This is a genomic window from Acinetobacter guerrae (assembly GCF_009372255.1).
GTDB classification, from domain to species: domain Bacteria; phylum Pseudomonadota; class Gammaproteobacteria; order Pseudomonadales; family Moraxellaceae; genus Acinetobacter; species Acinetobacter guerrae.
This window is the reverse complement of sequence record NZ_LXGN01000011.1, coordinates 1-22,965: the sequence shown is the minus strand read 5'-3', so window position 1 is coordinate 22,965 and position 22,965 is coordinate 1. Positions and strand designations below refer to the sequence as shown.

The 22,965-nt window shown below is 38.8% G+C and carries 21 protein-coding genes; 14 read left to right on the top strand and 7 right to left on the bottom strand.

The window, feature by feature from the left end:
- The first annotated feature begins 88 nt into the window (after positions 1–88).
- A complete protein-coding gene (gene mgtE / locus A7A69_RS07790; protein ID WP_152876811.1) occupies positions 89–1,438 on the top strand; it encodes a magnesium transporter in 1,350 nt (449 codons plus the stop codon).
- A gap of 74 nt (positions 1,439–1,512) precedes the next feature.
- Complete coding sequence (locus tag A7A69_RS07785; protein ID WP_152876810.1) at positions 1,513–2,091, top strand: DUF4112 domain-containing protein; 579 nt, start codon at positions 1,513–1,515, stop codon at positions 2,089–2,091.
- A 66-nt stretch (positions 2,092–2,157) separates the two neighbouring features.
- Here A7A69_RS07785 and htpX read toward each other — a convergent pair whose 3' ends face one another.
- A complete protein-coding gene (htpX, locus tag A7A69_RS07780) occupies positions 2,158–3,063 on the bottom strand; it encodes a protease HtpX (protein WP_120370990.1) in 906 nt (301 codons plus the stop codon).
- Between the two features lie 149 nt (positions 3,064–3,212).
- Positions 3,213–4,070 carry a lytic transglycosylase domain-containing protein gene (locus tag A7A69_RS07775; RefSeq protein WP_152876809.1) on the bottom strand — a complete coding sequence of 286 codons (858 nt, stop codon included), beginning with the start codon at positions 4,068–4,070 and terminating at the stop codon, positions 3,213–3,215.
- A 506-nt stretch (positions 4,071–4,576) separates the two neighbouring features.
- Here A7A69_RS07775 and ttcA point away from each other — a divergent pair.
- Entirely contained in the window at positions 4,577–5,482 is a 906-nt protein-coding gene (gene ttcA / locus A7A69_RS07770) for a tRNA 2-thiocytidine(32) synthetase TtcA (protein ID WP_152876838.1), read from the top strand.
- 213 nt (positions 5,483–5,695) lie between these two features.
- Positions 5,696–6,079, top strand: a complete 384-nt coding sequence (locus tag A7A69_RS07765) for an SCP2 sterol-binding domain-containing protein (protein ID WP_120370993.1) — start codon at positions 5,696–5,698, stop codon at positions 6,077–6,079.
- A 78-nt stretch (positions 6,080–6,157) separates the two neighbouring features.
- On the opposite strand, the gene A7A69_RS07760 is transcribed toward A7A69_RS07765, so the two are convergent.
- Together A7A69_RS07760 and greB are read right to left on the bottom strand one after the other, a co-directional pair.
- Positions 6,158–7,270 carry an MltF family protein gene (locus tag A7A69_RS07760; protein ID WP_151980143.1) on the bottom strand — a complete coding sequence of 371 codons (1,113 nt, stop codon included), beginning with the start codon at positions 7,268–7,270 and terminating at the stop codon, positions 6,158–6,160.
- A gap of 441 nt (positions 7,271–7,711) precedes the next feature.
- The gene (gene greB / locus A7A69_RS07755; RefSeq protein ID WP_120370995.1) at positions 7,712–8,185 is read right to left on the bottom strand and encodes a transcription elongation factor GreB; all 474 of its coding nucleotides are present in this window, start codon (positions 8,183–8,185) and stop codon (positions 7,712–7,714) included.
- Between the two features lie 270 nt (positions 8,186–8,455).
- Between greB and A7A69_RS07750 the strand changes: the two genes are divergently transcribed.
- The 4 genes from A7A69_RS07750 to A7A69_RS07735 all read left to right on the top strand — a co-directional run bounded on the left by A7A69_RS07750 (position 8,456) and on the right by A7A69_RS07735 (position 13,809).
- On the top strand, positions 8,456–8,884 hold the full coding sequence (locus A7A69_RS07750) for an organic hydroperoxide resistance protein (RefSeq protein ID WP_120370996.1): 429 nt from the start codon (positions 8,456–8,458) through the stop codon (positions 8,882–8,884).
- 209 nt (positions 8,885–9,093) lie between these two features.
- The gene (aspT, locus tag A7A69_RS07745) at positions 9,094–10,779 is read left to right on the top strand and encodes an aspartate-alanine antiporter (RefSeq protein WP_120370997.1); all 1,686 of its coding nucleotides are present in this window, start codon (positions 9,094–9,096) and stop codon (positions 10,777–10,779) included.
- Between the two features lie 54 nt (positions 10,780–10,833).
- A complete protein-coding gene (locus A7A69_RS07740) occupies positions 10,834–12,432 on the top strand; it encodes a bifunctional aspartate transaminase/aspartate 4-decarboxylase (protein ID WP_120370998.1) in 1,599 nt (532 codons plus the stop codon).
- 231 nt (positions 12,433–12,663) lie between these two features.
- A complete protein-coding gene (locus tag A7A69_RS07735) occupies positions 12,664–13,809 on the top strand; it encodes an acyl-CoA dehydrogenase family protein (RefSeq protein ID WP_120370999.1) in 1,146 nt (381 codons plus the stop codon).
- 63 nt (positions 13,810–13,872) lie between these two features.
- On the opposite strand, the gene A7A69_RS07730 is transcribed toward A7A69_RS07735, so the two are convergent.
- Positions 13,873–14,391, bottom strand: coding sequence for a DJ-1/PfpI family protein (locus A7A69_RS07730; protein ID WP_120371000.1), 519 nt, complete (start codon positions 14,389–14,391; stop codon positions 13,873–13,875).
- Positions 14,392–14,530: 139 nt separating this feature from the next.
- Positions 14,531–15,493 (bottom strand): alpha/beta hydrolase, encoded by a 963-nt coding sequence (locus A7A69_RS07725; RefSeq protein WP_152876807.1) that lies wholly within the window; start codon positions 15,491–15,493, stop codon positions 14,531–14,533.
- A 167-nt stretch (positions 15,494–15,660) separates the two neighbouring features.
- On the opposite strand from A7A69_RS07725, the gene pheA reads away from it, so the two are divergent.
- From pheA to A7A69_RS07695, 6 genes are all read left to right on the top strand, one after another.
- Positions 15,661–16,770, top strand: a complete 1,110-nt coding sequence (gene pheA / locus A7A69_RS07720; protein ID WP_120371002.1) for a prephenate dehydratase — start codon at positions 15,661–15,663, stop codon at positions 16,768–16,770.
- A gap of 70 nt (positions 16,771–16,840) precedes the next feature.
- Complete coding sequence (locus A7A69_RS07715; protein ID WP_187349198.1) at positions 16,841–19,087, top strand: bifunctional prephenate dehydrogenase/3-phosphoshikimate 1-carboxyvinyltransferase; 2,247 nt, start codon at positions 16,841–16,843, stop codon at positions 19,085–19,087.
- Positions 19,088–19,216: 129 nt separating this feature from the next.
- Positions 19,217–19,597 carry a hypothetical protein gene (locus A7A69_RS07710; protein ID WP_120371004.1) on the top strand — a complete coding sequence of 127 codons (381 nt, stop codon included), beginning with the start codon at positions 19,217–19,219 and terminating at the stop codon, positions 19,595–19,597.
- A gap of 81 nt (positions 19,598–19,678) precedes the next feature.
- Positions 19,679–21,142 carry an aminoacyl-histidine dipeptidase gene (locus A7A69_RS07705; protein WP_152876805.1) on the top strand — a complete coding sequence of 488 codons (1,464 nt, stop codon included), beginning with the start codon at positions 19,679–19,681 and terminating at the stop codon, positions 21,140–21,142.
- Between the two features lie 177 nt (positions 21,143–21,319).
- A complete protein-coding gene (yaaA, locus tag A7A69_RS07700) occupies positions 21,320–22,096 on the top strand; it encodes a peroxide stress protein YaaA (protein ID WP_152876804.1) in 777 nt (258 codons plus the stop codon).
- A gap of 14 nt (positions 22,097–22,110) precedes the next feature.
- Positions 22,111–22,392 carry a GNAT family N-acetyltransferase gene (locus A7A69_RS07695; protein WP_152876803.1) on the top strand — a complete coding sequence of 94 codons (282 nt, stop codon included), beginning with the start codon at positions 22,111–22,113 and terminating at the stop codon, positions 22,390–22,392.
- A 25-nt stretch (positions 22,393–22,417) separates the two neighbouring features.
- Here A7A69_RS07695 and A7A69_RS07690 read toward each other — a convergent pair whose 3' ends face one another.
- Positions 22,418–22,762, bottom strand: coding sequence for a hypothetical protein (locus A7A69_RS07690; RefSeq protein WP_152876802.1), 345 nt, complete (start codon positions 22,760–22,762; stop codon positions 22,418–22,420).
- Positions 22,763–22,965 lie beyond the last annotated feature (203 nt).

Genomic DNA, 22,965 nt, shown 5'->3' with positions numbered 1-22,965 from the left:
TTGTATATTAGCGATTCTCGTCTTGGCGTACTTTATAAACATAAACAGATCAAGTTTGAAGCACTGCTTCCATTTTTGAGGGTATATCATGAACGCTCCTCTTTCGTCTTTAGTCATAGACGCGATTACACAATTTGACATTGCGCGGGCGGTTAAACTACTGGCTGATTTGAAAAAAGCGGATATTGCTGATGTGTTGGAACAAATGCCCGCACAGGCCAGTTGTCAGCTTTTAGAACATTTACCACGCCGAGCCAAAGTTTTTGCCAAAATTGATCCAGATTATCAAGCCAAACTCGTCCATGAGTTTTCCAGAGCAAGTTTGGCAGAAATTGTGTCTGAAATGCCCTCGGATAAACGAACAGACTTATTTAAACGTTTAAATCCTCAGGAACAAGAAGCCTTACTTCCAGCTTTAGCTCAGGCGCAACGCGAAGATCTACGCCGTCTTTCGACTTATCAGGAGGAGACAGCGGGTGCGATTATGACCTCGCAATACGTCACATTAAAACAGGATATGACTGTGGCTGAAGCGATGGATACTATAAGACGACAAGCCCCCGATGCTGAAACCATTTACGAATCTTATATTATTGATGAAAACCGTCATTTGATTGGAGTCGTATCTTTACATGAACTGGTTTTGGCACCATTGCATCAGCGAATTCAAGATTTGATGAGTACAGATGTGATTAGTGCATATGTGGACGATGACCAAGATGATGTTGCCAAGAAAATAGCGCATTATGATTTACTTGCACTACCAGTAATTGATCATGAGGGGGCTTTACTAGGTATCGTGACCTATGACGATGCAATGGATGTTGCCAGTGAAGAGGCCAGTGAAGACTTTTTAAAAGTCGGAGGAGTAGAAGCTTCTGCGCCTATTTTAAATATCAAGGAAGCACCATTATTTTTACTTTATCGAAAAAGGGTATTCTGGTTAGTAATTCTGGTCTTTGGCAGTTTATTGTCTGGTTTAGGCATCTCGCATTTTGAATCTGTGATTGAGGCTAATATTGTGTTGGTCTTTTTTTTACCCTTGTTGGTGGGAAGCGGAGGGAATGCTGGTTCACAGTCTTCAACATTGATGGTTCGTGCTTTGGCCACAGGTGACGTGGTTATGAAAGACTGGTTTAAATTGTTGAGTCGAGAATGTTTAGTCGCATTGGGTTTAGGAATTACCATGGCGATTGCAGTCGCAATTTTAGGCTATATTCGTGGCGATGCTATGGTCGCATTAGTTCTTATTTTGAGCATGATAGGAATTGTGTTGATCGGTAGTATTATAGGAATGAGTTTGCCATTTATTTTAGATAAACTAGGTTTAGACCCTGCTAGTGCCTCTGCGCCATTGGTTACCTCGATTTGTGATGCAACAGGAGTGATCATCTATTTATTTATTGCTGCTCAGTTATTGAGTAATGTAAACGTGTAAAGAAATAGATAAAGTCAAAGAAATAGAGTGAGATTTCATTAAAATAGAAGGAAGCCTTTGGAATCAGAGTTTCTATGCCAGAACAAAAAAAATTAACACAACACGAAGTAATTAAACTAGAACGGGATTTGGCTAAGTTTGCCAATGTCATGGATAGTTTGGTTCGTATTCCCTTTACCAAACAAGGCATTGGAGCAGATGCTGCACTTAGCACTATTCCCTTTGCTGGAGACGTGGCTGGATTTGTATTGACCTGTTACGCAGTTTATAAAGCCAAGCAAATTGGTGTACCTCAACATAAACTCAATCCAGTGATTAAACTGGCTGCGATTGATGCGGTGGTTGGTTTTATTCCAGTCGCAGGTACAGTATTCGATGTATTTATTCGACCTAGTCGTAAGGCGTTGGATATCGTACATGATCATATTCGTGAAGAATATCAGATTCAGAGCCAATCCCATGTGATTCACCCTTATTTGCATGAACATCTGGAACAAAAACAAAAACAGTCTGCATTTTGGCGAAATCCTGTAGTGAGCTGGATCTGGTTACACTTACCTGATCTGATTGGACTTGTCTTTATTGTGCTTTTTGCAGCCGCACTATGGATGGGCGTGCATTATTTATGGTCACTCTATCAAGCTTATCAATAATTCTAAGGCATAAAAAATGCCAATCATGATCGACTGGCATTTTGCTTAACATTGACTTTACAACACTTATGGATAGTTCAACTGTTGTAATGCAGCTACACGCTGTTCAATTGTTGGATGCGTATGGAACAAAGCAGCGAGACTAAAGCCTTGCTCTTTACCTTCTGCAATCGCAAAAGCTTTCATTTCTTTTGGCATTTGATCTGGTAGTTCAGATTCGGCCTGTAAGCGTAATAATGCAGAAATCATTGCCTGTTTGCCAGCTAAACGCGCACCTGCTTCGTCAGCACGATATTCACGTTGGCGTGAGAACCAAAGTACAATAGTTGACGCTAAAATACCAAACACAATATCTAGTACAATCGTCACGACAAAATAGCCCATGCCTGGTGCTTCGCCGTCTTGACGACCAAATACGTTACGGTCGATAAAATCGCCAATCACGCGGGCAAAGAACATGACGAATGCGTTGACTACACCCTGAATGAGGGCAAGAGTAACCATGTCACCATTGGCAACATGTCCAATTTCATGCGCCAATACTGCACGAAGTTCATCTTTGTTCATACGTTCAAGTAGACCGCTAGAAACTGACACGAGTGCATCATTTTTATTCCAACCTGTCGCAAATGCGTTGGACTGGTAAGAAGGGAAAATTCCGACTTCTGGCATTTGAATGCCTGCACGTTGCGAAAGTTCCGCAACCGTTTGCAATAACCATGCTTCAGCCTGATTGCGTGGAGCATTCGGGTCAATCAATTCTGTACCAGTGGTTTTCTTCGCCATCCATTTAGACATAAATAACGAAATAAGAGAGCCAACCATACCAAACACAAAACAGATGACCAAGAGGTTGCCTAGATTTAAGCCACCCGCGCCATGGTAACTACCGACACCGAAGAGTGACAATATAATGCCAGCTACAACCAGTACCGCGAGGTTGGTTAGCAAAAACAAACCAATCCGCATCATTGAGTAAATCCTCTTTCAGGGTATTAAAATAAAATAGAACATGATCCTAAAATCATTAGGCTAAATATGAGGGCCTTTTCTCAAAATTTCAAGACATATTATTTTATTTAAGGAATTTTTAAGTTAACTATTGTAGGTAAATTAAACCTTTAATTTGCAAAGTGAATTCTCGCATAGGCTGTTGCGTTATCAGTGACATACGTTCCCGGTGCATCAGTAAAACTATTATTGGAAACAGAAATAATTTGACGATTGTATTTTGGTGCACTTTCGGTAGGCGTGTTTGACGCTGTTGTAGAAGTGTAATTGGCCGACTGAGCAATGATTTGTGGAGCTGTCGGTGTTGTGGAGTTCGTATTGGCACCTGAGGCATAAAGATTGTTCAAGCGACTGGTCACACGTTGTACATAATCCTGTGTTTCACGGAAGGGAGGAATGCCGCCATATTTATCTACATTACCTTCACCTGCATTATAAGCAGCTAAAGCCAATTGTGTATTGCCATTAAAGCGTTTAAGTAACCAGCTTAAGTATTTGGCTCCCCCAAAAATATTTTCGTAAGGATCATAAACATTAGAAACATTAAAACGTTTGGCTGTTGCAGGCATTAATTGCATTAACCCTTGCGCTCCAACTGGAGAGCGGGCATTGGTATTAAAACCCGATTCAGTATGCATGACTGCTTTAATTAAACCTTCAGAAACGCCATGTTGTTGAGCAGCTTGCCGAATAATATGATCAAAGGCATTTTTATTTTTACTATAACTGGGCAGGACTGCAGCTTCAGAATTGCCCCAATTACGATAAGCGTGGATATTACTGTCTGAATAGTAAGTGGCTTTTACTTTGGTGAGGGAACGATCTGAACTTTTGCGATTGGTCAGTAGCGTTCCACCGTCTCGATCTTTATAAACATACATTTGACCAGCATGACTTGATACAGTCATTACGCCTGCAATAACTGACCCCAAAATAAAATGTAAAGAAAAATGCACACTCTTTTTCATTGTAAATTATTCGCTTTATCAAAATGTATAATGCCACGCTACCTAGTGTAACAAAAAAAAGTAAATTAACTAGATTTGATGAAAGTTTTTTTAAACCTGTTTGACAAATAAAATCAAGTTATTTTGTCTGAATCCTAATCAAAAAAAATTAAAAAAATATTTTAGAAAAGTCATCTTGACATAAATAAGTTATTGAAAATTATATATAAAAATAATTGATCAAAAAATGAACAATTTAAACAAAAGCCTTATTTTCACATCAGAACACTTTGTCAAGCCTAAAGAAATCCACAATTTTATCCACAGGTTTTGTGGAAAACTGTGGAAAAGTCCAAAATATAAGCATCTTGGCGAAATCTTACACAATCATGCTTAATTTTTTCTTTAAAGCAGACCAGTATAAATCGTAAAAATGACAAAGCAGAGAAATTAAAAATTCTTTAGGTGCGCTTCATGGATGAATCAGATAAAATTGTGCGGTATTTTTCTTATGGTAACGTGTGTCTATGTACTCGCCAGTTGAGTCCGATCAGGGATTTAATTTTAAACCTGAGCTGCCGACCAGTTCAGCATATTATCGCTTGCTAAAAAAACTTCGCCGTCAGGTGGGTCATGCTATTCGTGACTTTAAGATGATTGAGGATGGCGACAAAGTCATGGTATGTGTGTCTGGGGGCAAAGACAGCTATACCTTGCTGGACATTTTATTACAATTTAAGCGCATCGCGCCGATCAATTTTGATATTGTTGCAGTGAATCTGGATCAGAAACAGCCAGGTTTTCCAGAAGACGTTTTGCCACGCTATATGGAAGAAAATAAGATTCCATATTATATCTTGGAAAAAGATACTTATACCATTACCAAGCGTTTAACTCCGGAAGGCAAAACGTACTGCGCAGTCTGCTCACGTTTACGCCGTGGGTCACTTTATGGTTTTGCTCAAGAAATAGGCGCAACCAAAGTTGCACTTGGACATCATCGTGATGATATTATCGCAACCTTCTTTTTAAATCTGTTTCATGGCGGTAGTTTGAAGGCGATGCCACCAAAACTTTTATCTTCAGATAAAAAGAATATTTTGATTCGTCCTTTGGCGTATGTTGAAGAAAAAGACATTATTAAATATGCAGAAATGCGTCAGTTCCCGATTATCCCATGTAATTTGTGTGGTTCTCAGGAAAATCTTCAACGTGCCATGCTCAATGAAATGTTACGTGATTGGGATAAACAATATCCAAAACGTTTACATAGTATTTTTGGTGCTTTACAAAATGTATCACCATCGCAATTGGCAGATCGTGAATTGTTTGACTTTGAAGTTCTTGATTCACAACGTGAATTGGATTTTAAAGATCCCGAAGAAATTAAAAAACGTCTAGATGTGGTTAATCTAAGTTTTGCAGCTGAATAAGCCATTCTAATGCTAACTGATTTATAAGTTAGCATTTTTTTTACCCGATAAAGTCTTCAGATTATCCAAAATGAATGGCGCGTACAAAAAAGGTTAGCTCAAAATAAAAAGAACGTGCTATAACAATGCACAAGCAAATTGCTTCAAAAAGATGTTGTCTATGCTTGATCTAGTCAACACAAGGAATTGAACAAATACATTTGAGGAAAGAACATGCCTGCATTTTTAACTGATGACTGGTTTTCTACTGTCGACCAATTAACTGCTGAGGCAGGTGACTTGAATTTACCACCAGCATTGGCAAATTTGGCAATTAATCTTGTTGTTACAGACGCAAATGGTAATAGCGAATTGGCTTTAGATGGCGGAAAAATCCAAAAAGGTTTGTCATCAAATGCAAAAACAACATTGAATATGGATGCTGAAACACTTCGTAAAGTATTTCTTGAGTTCGATATGGCTGCGGCAATGCAGGCATTTATGACAGGTAAAATCAAAGTTCAGGGCGATATGTCTCAATTGATGGCATTGCAAACTGCTAAACCTAGTCAAGAACAAAAAACTTTGTTCAAAAAAGTGCTTGAACATACAGCATAATTTGAATGTAAATAAAAAGCTTGGTCTTTGAAGACTAAGCTTTTTTTATGCAAAAGAACAATAAAAGCAATCGAACAATTAAACATCAATCCAGCGTTCACTGGTTTTAATATGTTCTACATAAGCCCGAATTCGCGTTACATATTGAACAGCCTGACGATAGCGACCATTACTCGCTTTATTACGATTTAAGTAATCATAAAATACCAGCCAGTTATTAGGATTCTTACCTTGACTTTGTAAGCGCTTTTGAATCTGACTGACTGCACCAGGCCCCATATTATAGGCGACTAAAGCATACCAATTACGGTCTGGGTATGGGATATGCTGATATTCACTGAGCATGAGGTCATAATATTTTGCTCCGCCTTGAATACTTTGTGCAGGATCGACGCGATTGGTCACACCCATTGCACGTGCAGTATTATTCGTTAGCATCATCAGTCCACGTACACCTGTTGGTGAAACTGAATTTGGTTTTAAATAAGATTCCTGATAACCAATCGCAGCAAGTAATTGCCAATCCAAATCATACTTTTCAGCGGTTTTCTTAAAACTTGCCTTATAAATAGGCAGGCGATTGTCTAGATCACGCTTAATCATTGGCCATGCTTCAGGCTTGACGACATTACGATTATAAAATGATGCCAATTGACCTGTAACACCATTTTGTTTGCTTTGGCAAATAAACCCACTGGCAGTCTGTGAAAGAGGATCATCAGCATATTTAAATACCCAATTCAGCTGAGTATTAAGACCATTTTTAGCTAAATTGGCATCATCACCACAGCTTGCTGAGAATGAAATCAATTGCTTATTTTCGACAGTTTTAAAAGTTGCAGTGGTCATGGCAAAATTTGCTTTACCTTGAGCAACCATATTTAAAGCTGTTGCATTATCTTTAACGGTTTTAAAATTTAGCTTAACATTTAAACTCTTTGCATATTGACGGGTTAGGTCATAGCCAAAACCATGTAAAAACTGACCCTTTTTAAATACAGTTGTGGGAGATTCAACTGCAACAACGGTCAGGGTATTACTATCTACGACAGCATTGTATTGGTGTGTTTTACCGGCATTGATACTATGAAATGGAATCAGTACCGTACTCAATGCTAAGGCTTTAAATGGGAGTGAAGGAAATAATGAACTCAGGCCAGGCCTCGATTCAGTGGTTGAACTACTGTGCATGTTGTCTCCGCTACAGATAATTTACGCCCTAAAAATCCAGACAAAATGCTTCCAGATTTTCAACAAGTTGGTAAATCCAAGAGGGGTGGGCAGTCATGACGTCATTCAAAAAAATGACTATTGAAAAACTGACACTATATAGTAAAACTAAACAGTTTAAAAAATGACCAAATTTAGGTCAGGGCGAATAATAATCACCTTAAAAGTGAATGTCAAATTTTTTGCATAAAAAATATACCGAATGCGCTCTAAACTAATGATTTTAAAAAGAGATATATTTATACAATTCTTACATGTCGAAATCACGAATAAATTGATAATTCTTGTAAGGCATCTGTTGTGTTTTAGTTGGATTGATTTATGAAATTTCACTAAATAAGGTGCTAAGCCAATTCAGAATGAAATGTGTTAAATAAAATACTAAACCAAAAAAGCGTTATATTACTGAGGATAAGAAATTTGAACGATATACCAAGTTTTTTTACCGTGAGGTGTTTGCACCTGAATTTCATCATCTAGAGATTTGCCTAAACATGCTTTTGCCATAGGTGACTGAAGTGAAATGTAGTCTTTGCGTCCATAAATTTCTTCATCACCAACAATGCGAAATTTAATCTTTTCTCCATCGTCATTTTCTAATTCAACCCATGCACCAAAATAAGCTTTGCCATCCTGTTCAGGGCTATATTCAACTTTATATGCGACCTCAAAAAGTTTGGTTAAATATCTGATTCTACGATCAATTTCTCTTAACTTTCTTTTGTTGTAATGATAGTCAGCGTTTTCTGATCGATCGCCGAGGCTAGCTGCCCATGAGACAATACTGGTAATTTCAGGACGTTCCTTACGGACAAGATCATTTAATTCATTTTGTAAGCGTTGATACCCCTCTACAGTAAGTAATTTACGACTCATAAACATGTTCCAAAATTTTGAATAAACTCGTTTAAATGTATATTCTAAAAAGAAATAACTATTTTACCAGACTCTATTTTAAGATAAATGACTTTTTAATTATTAAGCCTTATTTGCTGAGTAAAATATGCATAGAACTATTCATTATTCCTGTATTTGAAAAACTTATTTTTACAATAAGCTCGTATTCCAACAACATAAATTAAAAAAACTAAATCTTTTCGTTTTAGAGTAGATAGATCTTTTTATAAAAATACGATAGGAATAAGTATGTCTCTCGAAAAAGTAGTTTATCGTGCCAAAGCTAAGGCAACAGGTGGTCGAGATGGACAAGTGGTTTCTTCAGACGGTGTCCTTAATGTAAAACTTGGTGTTCCTAAAGAAATGGGAGGTGCTGGTGGAGCGGTAACTAATCCTGAGCAACTTTTTGCAGGTGGTTATTCGGCTTGTTTTCTGGGAGCTTTAAAGTTTGTTGCAAATCGCGATAAAATTAAAATTCCAGCAGATGCTTATATTGAAGGTGAAGTGGGGATTGGTCCTATTCCTACAGGGTTCGGTATTGAAGCTAAACTCAATATTCATCTGGAAGGAATGGATGAAGTAGAGGCAAAAAAACTGGTTGATGCGGCGCATATTGTCTGCCCATATTCAAATGCCACTCGTGGAAATATTGATGTAGATCTTAATGTTATTGTCTAATTAGACATTATTCTTTGATTAGAATGAAAATGGGTACTGGTCAATATTTACTAGTATCCTTAAAAGAATAAAAAATTTAAAAGATAGATCAGCTAAATAAAAATATTGATTATTCTCATGATTAGGCATTCCTAATTAAGATTGGGGATGTTTAAAAATACAAAATCAGTAACTCTTAAACTTAATAATAAAGAAAGTGAGAGGTCAAAATAATGGAATGGTTACAAAGCGTATTAAAACATAGTCCTGAAATTTTACTGTTTCTATCTATTGCAATTGGTTTCTGGATTGGTAAATTTCAGGTTGGTAAGTTCCAATTAGGTGGTGTTGCAGGTTCATTATTGGTCGCTGTAATACTAAGTTTAATTGGTGTATCGGTCGATAATGGCGTTAAATCAATTTTATTTGCTTTATTTATTTATGCCGTAGGTTTTGAAAGTGGCCCTCAATTCTTTAAATCTTTAGGGCCAAGTTCAATCAAGGAAATTTTACTTGCTGCATTTATGGCAATTTGTGGTCTGGTAACTGTTCTTGTTATGGCAAAAATTTTCCATCTGGATAAAGGTTTGGCCGCAGGGCTTGCCGCAGGTGGAATGACGCAATCCGCTATTATTGGTACAGCAGGTGATGCATTATCTCGTTTAGATTTACCTTTAGCAGAAATTCAAAGATTACAAAGTAACGTAGCCATTGGTTACGCTGTCACGTATGTTTTTGGTTCGCTTGGTGCAATTATTGTCTGCGTAAATTTGTTGCCTAAGTTTATGGGACGAGAAATACGTGATGATGCAATTAAGGCACAATCTGAGCTTTTAAAAGGTGCAGTCGAACTTGCCCCAGGGCAAGAAATGGCTATGCCAGAGATTGTGAGCCGTATTTATCAGGTTGAACAAGCCAATGGAAAAACGATTCAAGATATCGAATCTAAAGTAAATAATATTACGATTGAAAAAGTAAAGCGTAATGACCGATTGATTGATATTACTGCCGAGACTGTCTTAAAAACCAATGATGTTGTTCTGGTGGTAGGGCGACGCACAGGTGTTGTAGAAAGTGCCAGTAGCCTAGGTAAAGAATTACAATCTTCAGAAGGTATGGAATTAATCATGGAAACGACAGATGTCATCCTGAAAAATTCTAAATATATCAATCGTACACTTGGTGATTTAAAAGCGAATACGCCACCTTATCTAAAACATGGCATTTATATTTTAGGAATCAAACGCAATAGCGAGTCTGTTGAACTTACCGATGATTTTGTTTTTCATCGTGGAGATGTTGTGACTGTTTATGGTACGCAAAGTGATCTGAATCGTGTGATTAAAGAAGCAGGTCAGGCACTTCCAGAAAGCCTTAAAACAGATTGGGTTTTTCATGGAGCAGGGATCGCCATTGGTTTGATTATCGGACTTATTGTTGTTCGTATTGGTGATATTCCATTAACTCTGGGTGCTGGTGGCGGTGCGTTACTTTCAGGTCTGGTTTTTGGCTGGATACGTAGTCGCGACCAAATTCACGGCAATATGCCCCTTGCAGCTTCACAGCTTTTAAAAGACCTTGGACTTGCTGGATTTGTCGCAGCAGTTGGGTTGCAATCTGGATTACAAGCGATTCAGACAGTGAAAGAAAGTGGACTTTCTTTATTCCTGATTGGGGTTGTTGTCACATTGGTTCCACTCATTCTCAGCATGCTTTTTGGACGCTATGTTCTCAAATATGACAATGTTGCAGTGTTTGCTGGCGCGCTTTCAGGTGCGCGAAGTGCCAATCCTGCATTTGGCGCAGTTTTGGATAAAGCTGGAAACTCAATCCCTACAGTTCCCTTTGCGATTACCTACGCGTTGGCAAATGTATTTTTAACTTTACTCGGCCCAGTGATTGTTGGCTTGGCCTGATCACCTAATCTTAAAAATTTTAAATGATTTACAAAAATTAAGGAGTTCTTCCTCATGGCAAAAATTGATTATTCTAAATATGCAAAACTAAGTCCATTTGAATTAAAAGATGAATTGATTGCTTTAGCACAAAGTAAAACAGACCGTATGATGCTTAATGCTGGTCGTGGTAACCCTAACTTTCTGGCAACGATTCCACGTCGCGCTTTTTTTCAATTAGGTTTATTTTCAGCCACTGAATCAGAGTTTTCATTTTCCTACATGCCAGAAGGTTTGGGTGGATTTCCCCGACCAGTAGGTTTACAGCAGCGCTTTGATCATTTTGTACTTGAGAACCGTGACAAGGCAGGCGTAGTGTTCTTGGGTAAGGCTGTTTCATATGTGCGGGATCAATTGGGTTTAGATCCAGACAAATTTTTGCTAGAAATGGTAGAGGGAATTTTAGGCTGTAATTATCCAGTTCCTGACCGTATGTTGCGTATTAGTGAATCCATTGTAAAAGAATATATCTTGCGTGAAATGGGCGTTAAAGGTATGCCAAAAGAATCATTGGATCTTTTTGCAGTTGAGGGTGGAACTGCTGCAATGGCTTATATTTTTAATTCTTTAAAAGAAAATAAGCTGATTGATTATGGTGATAAGATTGCAATTGGCGTCCCTGTTTTTACGCCATATCTTGAAATTCCAGAGTTAAATGACTATCAGCTTGAAGAAGTGCTGATTCATGCGGATCCAAATCTTGGATGGCAATACCCTGAATCTGAGTTGCGTAAACTTGAAGATCCATCAATTAAAGCTTTTTTCCTTGTCAATCCAAGTAATCCGCCTTCGGTCAAAATGAGTGATGAGGGCTTGGCTATTTTGGCAGATATTGTAAAAAAACGTCCCGATTTGATTCTTCTGACAGATGACGTCTATGGCACATTTGCAGATAACTTCAAATCTTTGTTTGCAATTTGTCCCGAAAATACTATTTTAGTTTATTCATATTCCAAATATTTTGGAGCAACGGGTTGGCGTTTAGGGGTGATTGCAACCGCCAAAGAAAATGTTCTGGATAAAAAAATTGCAGCATTATCAAAAAAAGATAAGGCTGAGTTGGAAAAACGTTATGGTTCATTGACGACTGACCCTGCCAGTATCAAATTTATTGATCGACTCGTTGCAGATAGTCGTAATGTTGCTTTGAATCATACTGCGGGTCTTTCTACACCTCAACAAGTACAGATGGTGTTATTTTCATTATTTAACATGATGGATTCGCGTCAGGATTATAAGAAAGCTGTTAAATCTGTGGTTCGTGAACGTGATGCTGCGCTATATCGCCAATTGGGTGTGGACGTTCCACAAGATCCAAATGCTGTCGATTATTACACTTTAGTCAATCTGGAAAATACGTCTCGTCAACTTTATGGCGATGACTTTGCAGATTGGGTGATGAAAACCAAGAATCCGACAGAATTACTTTTCCGTGTTGCGGATGAGACAGGTGTAGTTTTATTGCCGGGTTCTGGTTTTGGAGTACAGCATCCATCTGCACGTGCATCTTTGGCAAATTTAAATGAATACCAATATGCAGCGATTGGTGATTCATTGCGACGTTTTGCCGATGAGTCTTATCAGGAATATCAAAAAATACGTAAGAAAAAATAAGCAAACCTGAAAAAAATCCCTGATACATAAAAAATGAGTCAGGGATTTTTTATTTATAATAGCAATGAAATACATTGATTTATTTGACATTTTAGAAAGAAATCATATTTTTGATAAACATCTGACTGTAAAGTTCTCAACTGTAGAACAATAGATCATGATTTTTAGTGTAAAAATTATTAGCATCTTTACGTTAAAAGATAGAACAACAACATCGAAAAGGAAGTATGAATGCTAGCTTATGATGCTGATCTGGAATTATTTCGTGATAATTTTAAACGTTATATGAATGAGCATATTGCACCACATTATGATCAATGGGAACGAGAAGGCATCATGCCACGTTCAGTTTGGTCATCATTGGGTGAAAATGGTTATCTATGTGTTGATGTACCTGAAAGCTATGGAGGCTATGGTGTTCCAACACATTACTCTTTAATGTTGGTAGAAGAATCTGCACGTGCGGGTTATGGTGCTTTATCCACTGCAATTTCATGTCATTCAGAGATTGCAGCACCTTATATTTTGCATATAGCCAGTGAAGAGCAAAAACAGTATTGGCTTCCAAAAATGGTCAGTGGCGAAGTTGTTGGTGCAATTGGGATGACTGAACCAGGTGCAGGTTCTGATTTACAAGCAATTCGTACCAGTGCAATTTTACAAGATGATCATTATGTCCTAAATGGCTCTAAAACTTTTATTTCAAATGGTCAGCATGCAGATCTAGTGGTACTCGCGGTTAAAACAGATCCGCAAGCACGTGCCAAAGGGGTTTCTTTGCTGTTGGTAGATACTCATCTGGACGGTTTTAAGAAAGGTACCAACCTTGATAAAATCGGGTTACATTCGCAAGATACGTCTGAGCTTTTCTTTGACAATGTGAAAGTTCCTAAAGATCAACTTTTAGGGCAACCCGGTCAGGGCTTTGCCTATCTCATGCAGGAATTACCACGTGAGCGTACTGCAATTGCGGCTACAGCGCTCGGTGCAATTCGTGGTGCAATTGATGTTACAACGACTTATGTCAAAGAACGTCAAGCATTTGGTCAGCCGATTGCGAATTTCCAGAACACACGCTTTGTCTTGGCACAGGCGAAAATTGATGAATTGGCAACGGCTGCTTTTTATAATCAGAATCTTGCTTTGTATCAACAAGCCAAACTGGATGTAGAAACAGCAGCAGCTCTCAAATGCTTTAGTACAGACATGCAAATGAAAGTTGCCGATAATTTACTACAATTATTTGGTGGCTATGGTTATATGACAGAGTATCCGATTTCACGTTTTTTTGTTGATGCCCGTATTCAGCGTATTTACGGTGGAACCAACGAAATTATGAAAGAGATTGTTGCTCGTGGAATCATTGGTAAGGCGTAGGTCTAAACGCTAGTCCATAAAAAGCGGCAAGAAGATTGCCGTTTTTTTTATTTTTAAACGCAATTACAGGCGTAACACTTTCAATGTTTCATCAACAAATTGAGGAAATAAATCTGGGCTGCGAGAAGAAACATATAAGTTATTGTCATTTACGACATCTTGGTCAAGACAGACGGCACCTGCATTTTCTAAATCGCTTAAAATGGTTTGAATCACACAAATTCTTCGCCCTTTCACTACACCTGCATGCATTAATAGTTGTGGTGCATAACAACAGATAAAAATGGGTTTTTGCAGATTGGCAAAACGACGAACAAAATACACAAATCTTTCATCATTTTTTAGCAGTTCTGGTGACTCACCACCTGGAATGAGCAAAGCATCAAACTGATGCACATCACTATCATCAATTCCTAAATCAATGGTGGTTGATGTTTTGCGTTGAATGCCATAAACAATATTACCTTCATGATGCTCGATATTAATGACGCTATGACCCGCAGCACGGTAGGCGTGTACGGTTTCACAATATTCGAGATCTTCAAAATCATGAGTCACTAAAGTGGCAATTGTTTTTGACATTGTTCAACTCCCTTTTTTCAGGAAGGTTTTTATAGGAACTTATTACAATACGGTTTGATTAAAAAAACAACATTGACGCTTTGTAGTTAAAGCGTCATTAATTGTAAACTTGAAATGTAAGTTATTGATCTTTCATGGTTTAATTTTCATTAAATAATTTTTCACAATTTTCAGTGCTGTTACATGCCGCAAATAAAATTGCTTTAGGCAAACTTGCATACATATTGGTGATGTGTTGTTCGGCAGGATGACTAAAATGCCAATATTTAAGTTGAGCTGATTTTAAGGTTTCAAAATCTGCAAAAAAGTTGGAGTTGCTATTTTCTGGTTGAGAACCTCTAGCCGGGCGACCACGTCCTTCTGCTGTCCCAACCGTAGTCATCACTAATATAGGTGATTTGAACTCAGCCTTGTTCTGTTTGAGTTGTTGTAATTGTTTCGCTAATACATTTTGATCAAACCACAAAGACGGACTTGCTGCGACATAACGATTAAAACTTTGTGGATGTTGAAAGAAAGTATTGAGTGTAAATAAACCACCAAAGGAATGCCCAAATAAGGTTTGTTGTTGAGTATTAATTTGGATACTTTGCTGGATGCGCGGTTTTAATTCATTTTGAATAAATTTCAGAAAGTTTTCTGCGCCACCGTATTGGTATCTTTCATCTTTTTCTGGAGAGTCTTTAGGGAGAGGTGTGTAATCTAGTGCGCGTTGTTGACCAGAGAACTGTGTTTCCGTGGGGTAGCCAATGGTGACAATAACCACTGGATCAAGTCCCATTTTTTCAGAACCGCCACCAATCGATTGAGCGATGCTGCTGGCGCTGTTAAATACAGCATTGCCATCTAGCAAATATAAAACAGGGTAGCCCGTTTTGGGAGCAGGAGTATAAGGAATATAGACCTGAATAAAATATTCATTGGGCGTATATTTTGACTTCATCGTAAATTGTTGAGTGGTTCCTTTACGCTGTAAATCCAGACGTGGTCCTTGTGCCTGCGTCATTTTTGCAGAAGTAGAGAGATTAGTTTGTGAATAAGAAACTGCACTGAATCCACAAAGTGATAGGGTGAGTAAGGTACAAACGAAAGATTTTAGCATAATGAATTATTAAATGAGATTGATTCTTAATCATTTGTATTAAAGCATAAAAAAGAAAGATGTGAAGTGAAAATCAGGATTTTATCCATCTGACTGATCTTGATGCTATAGCAAACATGACAAGTCTTGATATACTGTTGCAAACCATTTGCAGAGGCTGCATTACAATGATCCATGATGATCAGAACTCGTCAACTTCTCTCGATTTACAACAAATTCGCAATGATATTGATTCTGTAGACCAACAGATTCAGGAACTCATTAATCGTCGTGCAAGTCTGGCTGAAGCGGTTGCTAAAGCAAAATTTGCGGCCGAAGAAAATCCGTTGTTTTATCGACCAGAACGTGAGGCACAGGTTCTGCGTAAAGTCATGGAGCGTAATAAAGGCCCACTCTCTGATACGACAATGGCACGCTTATTTCGTGAAATTATGTCGGCTTGTTTGGCATTGGAAGCGCCTCAAAGTATTGCATTTCTTGGTCCAGAAGGGACATTTACCCAATCTGCGGTACTTAAACATTTTGGTAAAGATGCCATTGTGCGCCCGTTACCGACAATTGATGAAGTATTCCGTGAAGTGGAAGCAGGCAGTGCACACTATGGTGTGGTTCCTGTTGAAAACTCATCTGAAGGGATAGTCAATCACACCTTAGACTGTTTTAAAACTTCACAGCTTAATGTGATTGGTGAAGTAGAGCTTCGCATTCACCATCAGTTTTTAGTGTCTGAAAATACTCGTAAAGACAGCATTAAACAGATTTATGCACATCAGCAAACACTAGCACAGTGCCGTCAATGGCTGGATGCACACTATCCGGGTGTTGAACGTGTGGCATTAAACTCTAATGCGGAAGCTGCTCGTCGTATTCGTAACGAATGGCATTCTGCTGCAATTGCGTCAGATCTTGCAGCCTCACTTTATAATCTTGAAATTTTACATAGCAATATTGAAGACAACCCAGAAAATACGACTCGTTTTTTAGTAATTGGTCGTGAAAAAATTCCACAAAGTGGCAATGATAAAACTTCACTTTTAATTTCTGCACATGACCGTGCTGGTGCTTTACTGGATATTTTGGCGCCATTTGCCAAACACGGTATAAGCTTGACCAGTATTGAAACGCGTCCTGCATTGCCTGAAAAATGGGCCTATGTATTTTTTATCGATTTAGAAGGGCATATCGAGCAAGAAAATGTTGCAGCAGCATTAAATGATATTCGTCCAACAGTCAAAGAACTGCGTGTATTGGGCTCTTATCCTGTGGCAGTATTATAGTTTTGTCATTACATTTGGATGACGTTGTACTTTTCTATATTGCACCACAGATTCAGAGTTAAAGCACATGATATCTCAACCCTTATTTCATAAAGTTGCATTTATCGGGCTCGGTTTGATTGGTTCGAGTCTGGCACGTGTTATTCGGTCAGAAAATCTGGCAAAGTCGGTTGTTGCTTCGGCGCGTTCTCAAAAAACACTGGATGACGCTAAAGCATTAGGCTTGATTGATAGCGGGTATCAAAATCCAGTTGAGGCTGTGCAGGGAGCTGATTTAGTGGTTCTAGCTTTGCCAGTTCGTGCCACACAAAATATTTTGGAACAGATCAAACCCTATTTAAGTGAACATACAGTTTTAACTGATGTAGGAAGCACCAAAGGCAATGTGGTTGCTGCTGCCAAATCTGTTTATGGTGATCATTTACCAACAGGTTTTGTACCAGGACATCCGATTGCAGGCAGTGAACATACAGGGGTGCATGCAGGTAAAGTTGATTTATTTGCCAATCATAAAGTCATTTTAACACCGCTCCCAAGTAGTGCTGATTGGGCGGTTGCGAAATTGATTCAGCTCTGGTCAGCAGCTAAAGCTGAAGTCATTTGCATGGATGTGGAAAAGCATGATGAAGTGCTTGCACATACCAGTCACTTACCACATCTCATGGCTTTTAATCTGGTTGAGCAATTGGCCAATCGTGAAGACAATTTGGATATTTTCCGCTATGCGGCGGGTGGTTTTCGGGATTTCTCACGTATCGCTGCCAGTGATCCACAAATGTGGCATGATATCTTCTTTGCCAATAAAACTGCGATACTCAAAGCCGTAGATGGTTTTGAACAACAACTGACTCAACTGCGACAACTGATTGAAAGCGAAGATTCACATGCATTGATGGGGTTACTCGGACATGCTCAGGCAGCTCGTCAACACTTTAATCATATGCTAGCCCAGAAACCCTTTATGGAGAAAAATAAGGTGACACAGCAATTTAGTATTCTACCGGGGAAAAAATCATTTCAAGGTAAATTTACCGTACCGGGTGACAAATCTGTGTCACATCGTTCCATTATGTTTGGTGCGATTGCAGAAGGAACGACACATGTAACGGGTTTTCTGGAAGGCGAAGATGCATTAGCCACCTTACAAGCTTTCCGAGATATGGGGGTAAGCATTGAAGGGCCTAAAAATGGTGAAGTGACCATCCATGGGGTTGGTATGCAAGGCTTAAAAGCCCCTGCTGGTGCTTTGTATATGGGGAATTCGGGAACCAGTATGCGTCTGCTTTCAGGGATGCTTTCTGCACAAAAATTCGATTCGGTGATGACAGGCGATGCTTCACTATCAAAACGTCCAATGGAGCGTATCGCGAAGCCACTTCGTTTAATGGGTGCACAAATTCAGACGACGGGTGAAAAAGGTACACCTCCTGTGAGCATTACAGGTGCGCAAGCATTAAAGGGAATCCATTACGATTTACCTATGGCATCTGCACAAGTCAAATCAGGTATTTTACTCGCAGGTCTGTGGGCAGCGGGTGAAACCTCTGTGACTGAACCTGAACCAACCCGTGATCATACTGAACGTATGTTACGTGCTTTTGGTTATGAGGTAAAAACTGAAGAAAATCGGATTTCACTGGTCGGTGGTGGTAAATTGGTAGGCACAAATATTCAAGTACCATCCGATATTTCATCAGCCGCATTTTTCATGGTCGGTGCTGCCATTACCGAAGGTGCAGATGTGGTTCTTGAAGCGGTGGGGATTAATCCAACGCGTACAGGTGTGATTGAAATTTTAAAACAGATGGGTGCAGACCTTAGCGTACAAAATGAACGTATTGCAGGTGGCGAGCCAATTGCAGATATTCATATCAAGGGGACACGTACTTTAAAAGGCATTCATATGCCTGAAGATCAAGTACCACTTGCGATTGATGAGTTTCCTGCATTATTTATTGCTGCTGCATGTGCAGAGGGTCAAACGATTTTAACAGGCGCGGCAGAACTGCGTGTTAAAGAATCTGATCGTATCCAAGTTATGGCAGACGGTTTAAAAATCATGGGCATCGATTGTACTCCTACGGATGACGGGATCATCATTGAAGGCAAAGGAAAAGCAGGCGACTGGTCCGCTATTTTTACTGGCGGTCAAATTGAATCGCATCATGATCATCGTATTGCCATGAGTTTTAGTATGGCGGGATTACGTGCCTCTGAAGAAATTAAAATTGTAGGTACAGAAACGGTTGCGACAAGTTTTCCAACATTTACCGAGTTGGCTAATCGTGCAGGCTTAAGCATTCAGGTCAGCCAATAAGTTAAAACGTATCCTCAGCTATACTGCTTAACATAAAAGCGACACAGCAGCGAAGTTTCGGCTTGGCTGCTGTTTGTTTATTGATTTATGCTAAATGGCAGTAATAACTATAAATGCAGGATGCGCAACATGAGAAAACTTCAATTTATTGCAAATTGTCCTAATCACTACGAAGGGCATGAGGTCAATGAGTGCCGTATTACTCAGGAATATGTTGCTGCACTTTTGTTCAAGCAACTTGGTGAGTATGGCTTTGAGGCACAGCATATTGCGCACGAACATCAAAAAGTTGAAGTCAATATAGAAAATCATCAACTTCCTTTGTCTGTAACTTGTTCACAAAAAAATGAAGACGGTCAATTGATGTGTGAAATCACTGCAAATCCCAAAGAAGAACAAGACTGGTTTGAAAAAATAGAAACTCAGAGTGTGATTCGCCAGTTGGCACAGGCAGTTGAAAATAGCTTGAAGTCAGATCATACGTTTACAGCATTTGAATGGAAAAATTAATACCACAATAAATGCTACTCCCTACATAACCAGAGGTGTATATTTTCATGTATCTATAGATGTTTTCAGAGTTATAAATACATGCAATCTGTCGATCTTACTCAACTTTCTCCAAAATTGGTCTGGAAACATTTTCAGACGCTGTGCACGATTCCGCGACCATCCAAGCAAGAACAAAAACTACGTGATCATCTGCAAGCATGGGCAGAGCGATTAGACTTGGAAACTTATATTGATCAAGTTGGTAATCTGATTATTCGTAAAGCTGCGAGTCAGGGTAAAGAGCAGGTGACAGGGGTCGTTTTGCAAGGGCATCTGGATATGGTGACGCAAGCGAATTCAAATACGATCCACGATTTCAATAAAGATCCGATTCAACCTATATTGCAAGAAGGCTGGCTGATCGCCAAAGATACGACATTAGGTGCTGATAATGGCATTGGTGTTGCACTAGCTCTGGCAGTACTCGAGTCTAATGATATTTCACATGGCCCACTTGAGGTTTTACTCACTGTAGATGAAGAAGCAGGCATGAGTGGTGCTCGTTTATTGCAAAGTGGTATTTTACAAAGTAAATGGTTATTCAATATTGATACCGAAGAATGGGGTGAATTATATCTTGGCTGTGCAGGCAGTCAGGATGTTGAGGCACAACAACAGCTGACTTATATTGCAGTTCCTAGATCTGGTTTAAAAACAGTCGAAATATCAATTTCTGGACTGAAAGGCGGCCATTCTGGGGTCGATATCCATTTAGGGCGTGGTAATGCCAATGTTATTTTGAGTCAGTTTTTGCATAAGCGTTTATTTGAGTTAGATGCTTATCTGGTCGAGTTCAGTGGCGGAAGTGCACGTAATGCGATTCCTCGTGAAGCTCGTGCCTTGATTGTGATCGATGAAAGTAAAATAGCATCTCTACAAAAATATGTGCAAAGTTATGAAAAGCATTGTTTGGACAATTTAAAAGGGATCGATGATTTTTTAAAAATAACGATTGAACTTAAAGACCAGACATTAACAGAAGTCATTCATCCACAGCAGCAAAGTTCATGGTTAAGTGCTTTGGCAACTTGCCCTTATGGTGTCAAAAACATGAGCGATGTTTTGGATAATGTGGTCGAAACATCTAATAATATTGGTGTGGTTCAACTTAACCGACAACAAGCCAAAGCCTTAATTATGGTGCGTTCAATGGTCAATAGTGAAGCTGAGGCTTTTGCTCAAGAGATCGCAGCACATTTTAGCAAATTAGGCATTGCATCCGAATTTACCCCATTGGTTTCTGGATGGACACCCAATCCTGAGTCTGAGGCATTAAAATGTTTACAGCAGGCTTACCAGACGGCGTTTAATATTGAGCCACATTTGAAAGTGATTCATGCAGGGTTGGAATGTGGCATCATTGCTGAACATTATCCTGATTTGCAAATGGTGTCTTTTGGACCAGATATTCAGGGCGCACACGCACCCGGCGAGCGAGTCAAAGTGGATACAGTAGAAAAGTGCTGGACGTTATTAGTCACCGCTTTGCAAAGTATGAAATAGTATAGATCATTCTGGGTAATTGATATTGATTATCCAGAACCATGTAGAGGCTTATTTCTTAACTGGCAGGCTCGGATTTATATAAACGATTATGACAAGCAAAATCGCAAATTGGCTTTCATCGTGAAAGTGTTATAGTCTAACCTCTTATGAATTCACAGGTTTATTGAGGTTTTTATGCTTTCAGTCATTTCTCCAGCCAAGACTTTAGACTACGAAACAACATTACCAACAGATAAACATACTTTACCAAGATTACTGGATCAATCTGAGCAATTGATTGAGGTTTGTCGTGAATTATCGGCATCGCAAATTGCCAGTCTAATGAGTGTGAGTGAAAAGATTGCAAATCTCAATGCAGATCGTTTTCATGACTGGACTTCTGATTTGTCACTTGCTAATGCAAGGCAAGCCATTTATGCCTTTAAAGGGGATGTTTACACTGGGCTAGATGCATATCGCCTAAAACAAGTAGATATTGAGTTTGCCCAAAGCCATCTGCGCATGTTATCGGGTCTATATGGACTGCTACGTCCATTAGATTTGATGATGCCGTATCGTCTGGAGATGGGAACGAAATTGCAAAATCCACGTGGGCATAATTTGTATGAATTTTGGGATGATCAAATTACTCAATTGATTATTAAAGATCTTGAACATACCAAAACTGATATTTTGGTCAATATTGCTTCAGATGAATACTATAAATCGGTTAATGAAAAGCGTATTGATGCACAAATCATCAAGCCTGTCTTTTTAGATCAGAAAAATGGTCAATACAAAGTCATCAGTTTTTATGCCAAAAAAGCCAGAGGTTTAATGGCAAGGTTTATCATTGAAAATAAACTGGAAAAAGCGCAAGACTTAAAGGCATTTAATAGCGATGGTTATTATTTTGATAAAGATAATTCTACAGAATCTGAACTGGTATTTAAACGCGATGAACAAAAATAGTTCTATTCATATTAATGAGTTATGATCTGTTTACTCAAAAAATTGAAACTGAACGCTTGATTTTAAGACAATGGAAGATTGAAACTGATCTTGAGCTTTTTTTTGTGCTTAATTCAGATCCAGAGGTGATGAAATATTTTCCTCATCCTTTGACTCGTACTGAAAGTGACGTACTTGCATTCAGAGTTTTTAAGTTGATTGAACAACAGGGTGGGGATTTTGGGCAGAGAAAAGTCCTTTACAAATGCATGTTCTATATAAAATATTATCTCCCTAATAAAAAATCCCGCTTTTAATGAGCGGGATTTATTTGTTCATTAATTAATTGTGAGTGCTTTCTTTCACATTTTTCGCTGTATTTTCAACAGAAGCCGCCGCATCGTGAGCAGCTTCTCGTGTTGCAGCTTCAGCTTTATCAGCAGCATTTTCGGTGGTCGCTGCTGCATGGTCAGCTGCCGCGTCTATTTTCGCAACTGCATTATCTGTTGCAGCATCAATTTTTGCAGCAGCATCTGAGGTTGCATGTTCAACATCATGACTTGCTTGTGTTGCAGCATTTTCGATATGTTCACCTGTAGTTGCTCCAGTTTCTGGCGCTTCTTGTTTCTTACAGCCGACAAGGGCAACGGTCGCAGCAAGACCGATAATCATCGTTAACTTATTCATTGTGTATTTCCTTTTTAATTGTGGCATCCAGAACAATTTGGATCGTTAAATTTTACTCATAATATATTTAAGATAACGATTTTTATTTGTAAGTAAAATGTTAAAAAATGCAATAAAAAAAAAGGCTTATCACTTGAAGCAGGATAAGCCTAAAAAATCAGAACAGATTTTTAAAAGGTGTTTTAACTATTCCGAATAATATA

Coding starts and splice junctions, on each gene's coding strand:
- mgtE (WP_152876811.1), top strand. CDS start 89: ATGAACGCTCCTCTTTCGTCTTTAGTCATAGACGCGATTACACAATTT.
- A7A69_RS07785 (WP_152876810.1), top strand. CDS start 1,513: ATGCCAGAACAAAAAAAATTAACACAACACGAAGTAATTAAACTAGAA.
- htpX (WP_120370990.1), bottom strand. CDS start 3,063: ATGATGCGGATTGGTTTGTTTTTGCTAACCAACCTCGCGGTACTGGTT.
- A7A69_RS07775 (WP_152876809.1), bottom strand. CDS start 4,070: ATGAAAAAGAGTGTGCATTTTTCTTTACATTTTATTTTGGGGTCAGTT.
- ttcA (WP_152876838.1), top strand. CDS start 4,577: ATGTACTCGCCAGTTGAGTCCGATCAGGGATTTAATTTTAAACCTGAG.
- A7A69_RS07765 (WP_120370993.1), top strand. CDS start 5,696: ATGCCTGCATTTTTAACTGATGACTGGTTTTCTACTGTCGACCAATTA.
- A7A69_RS07760 (WP_151980143.1), bottom strand. CDS start 7,270: ATGCACAGTAGTTCAACCACTGAATCGAGGCCTGGCCTGAGTTCATTA.
- greB (WP_120370995.1), bottom strand. CDS start 8,185: ATGAGTCGTAAATTACTTACTGTAGAGGGGTATCAACGCTTACAAAAT.
- A7A69_RS07750 (WP_120370996.1), top strand. CDS start 8,456: ATGTCTCTCGAAAAAGTAGTTTATCGTGCCAAAGCTAAGGCAACAGGT.
- A7A69_RS07740 (WP_120370998.1), top strand. CDS start 10,834: ATGGCAAAAATTGATTATTCTAAATATGCAAAACTAAGTCCATTTGAA.
- A7A69_RS07735 (WP_120370999.1), top strand. CDS start 12,664: ATGCTAGCTTATGATGCTGATCTGGAATTATTTCGTGATAATTTTAAA.
- A7A69_RS07730 (WP_120371000.1), bottom strand. CDS start 14,391: ATGTCAAAAACAATTGCCACTTTAGTGACTCATGATTTTGAAGATCTC.
- A7A69_RS07725 (WP_152876807.1), bottom strand. CDS start 15,493: ATGCTAAAATCTTTCGTTTGTACCTTACTCACCCTATCACTTTGTGGA.
- pheA (WP_120371002.1), top strand. CDS start 15,661: ATGATCCATGATGATCAGAACTCGTCAACTTCTCTCGATTTACAACAA.
- A7A69_RS07710 (WP_120371004.1), top strand. CDS start 19,217: ATGAGAAAACTTCAATTTATTGCAAATTGTCCTAATCACTACGAAGGG.
- A7A69_RS07705 (WP_152876805.1), top strand. CDS start 19,679: ATGCAATCTGTCGATCTTACTCAACTTTCTCCAAAATTGGTCTGGAAA.
- yaaA (WP_152876804.1), top strand. CDS start 21,320: ATGCTTTCAGTCATTTCTCCAGCCAAGACTTTAGACTACGAAACAACA.
- A7A69_RS07695 (WP_152876803.1), top strand. CDS start 22,111: ATGAGTTATGATCTGTTTACTCAAAAAATTGAAACTGAACGCTTGATT.
- A7A69_RS07690 (WP_152876802.1), bottom strand. CDS start 22,762: ATGAATAAGTTAACGATGATTATCGGTCTTGCTGCGACCGTTGCCCTT.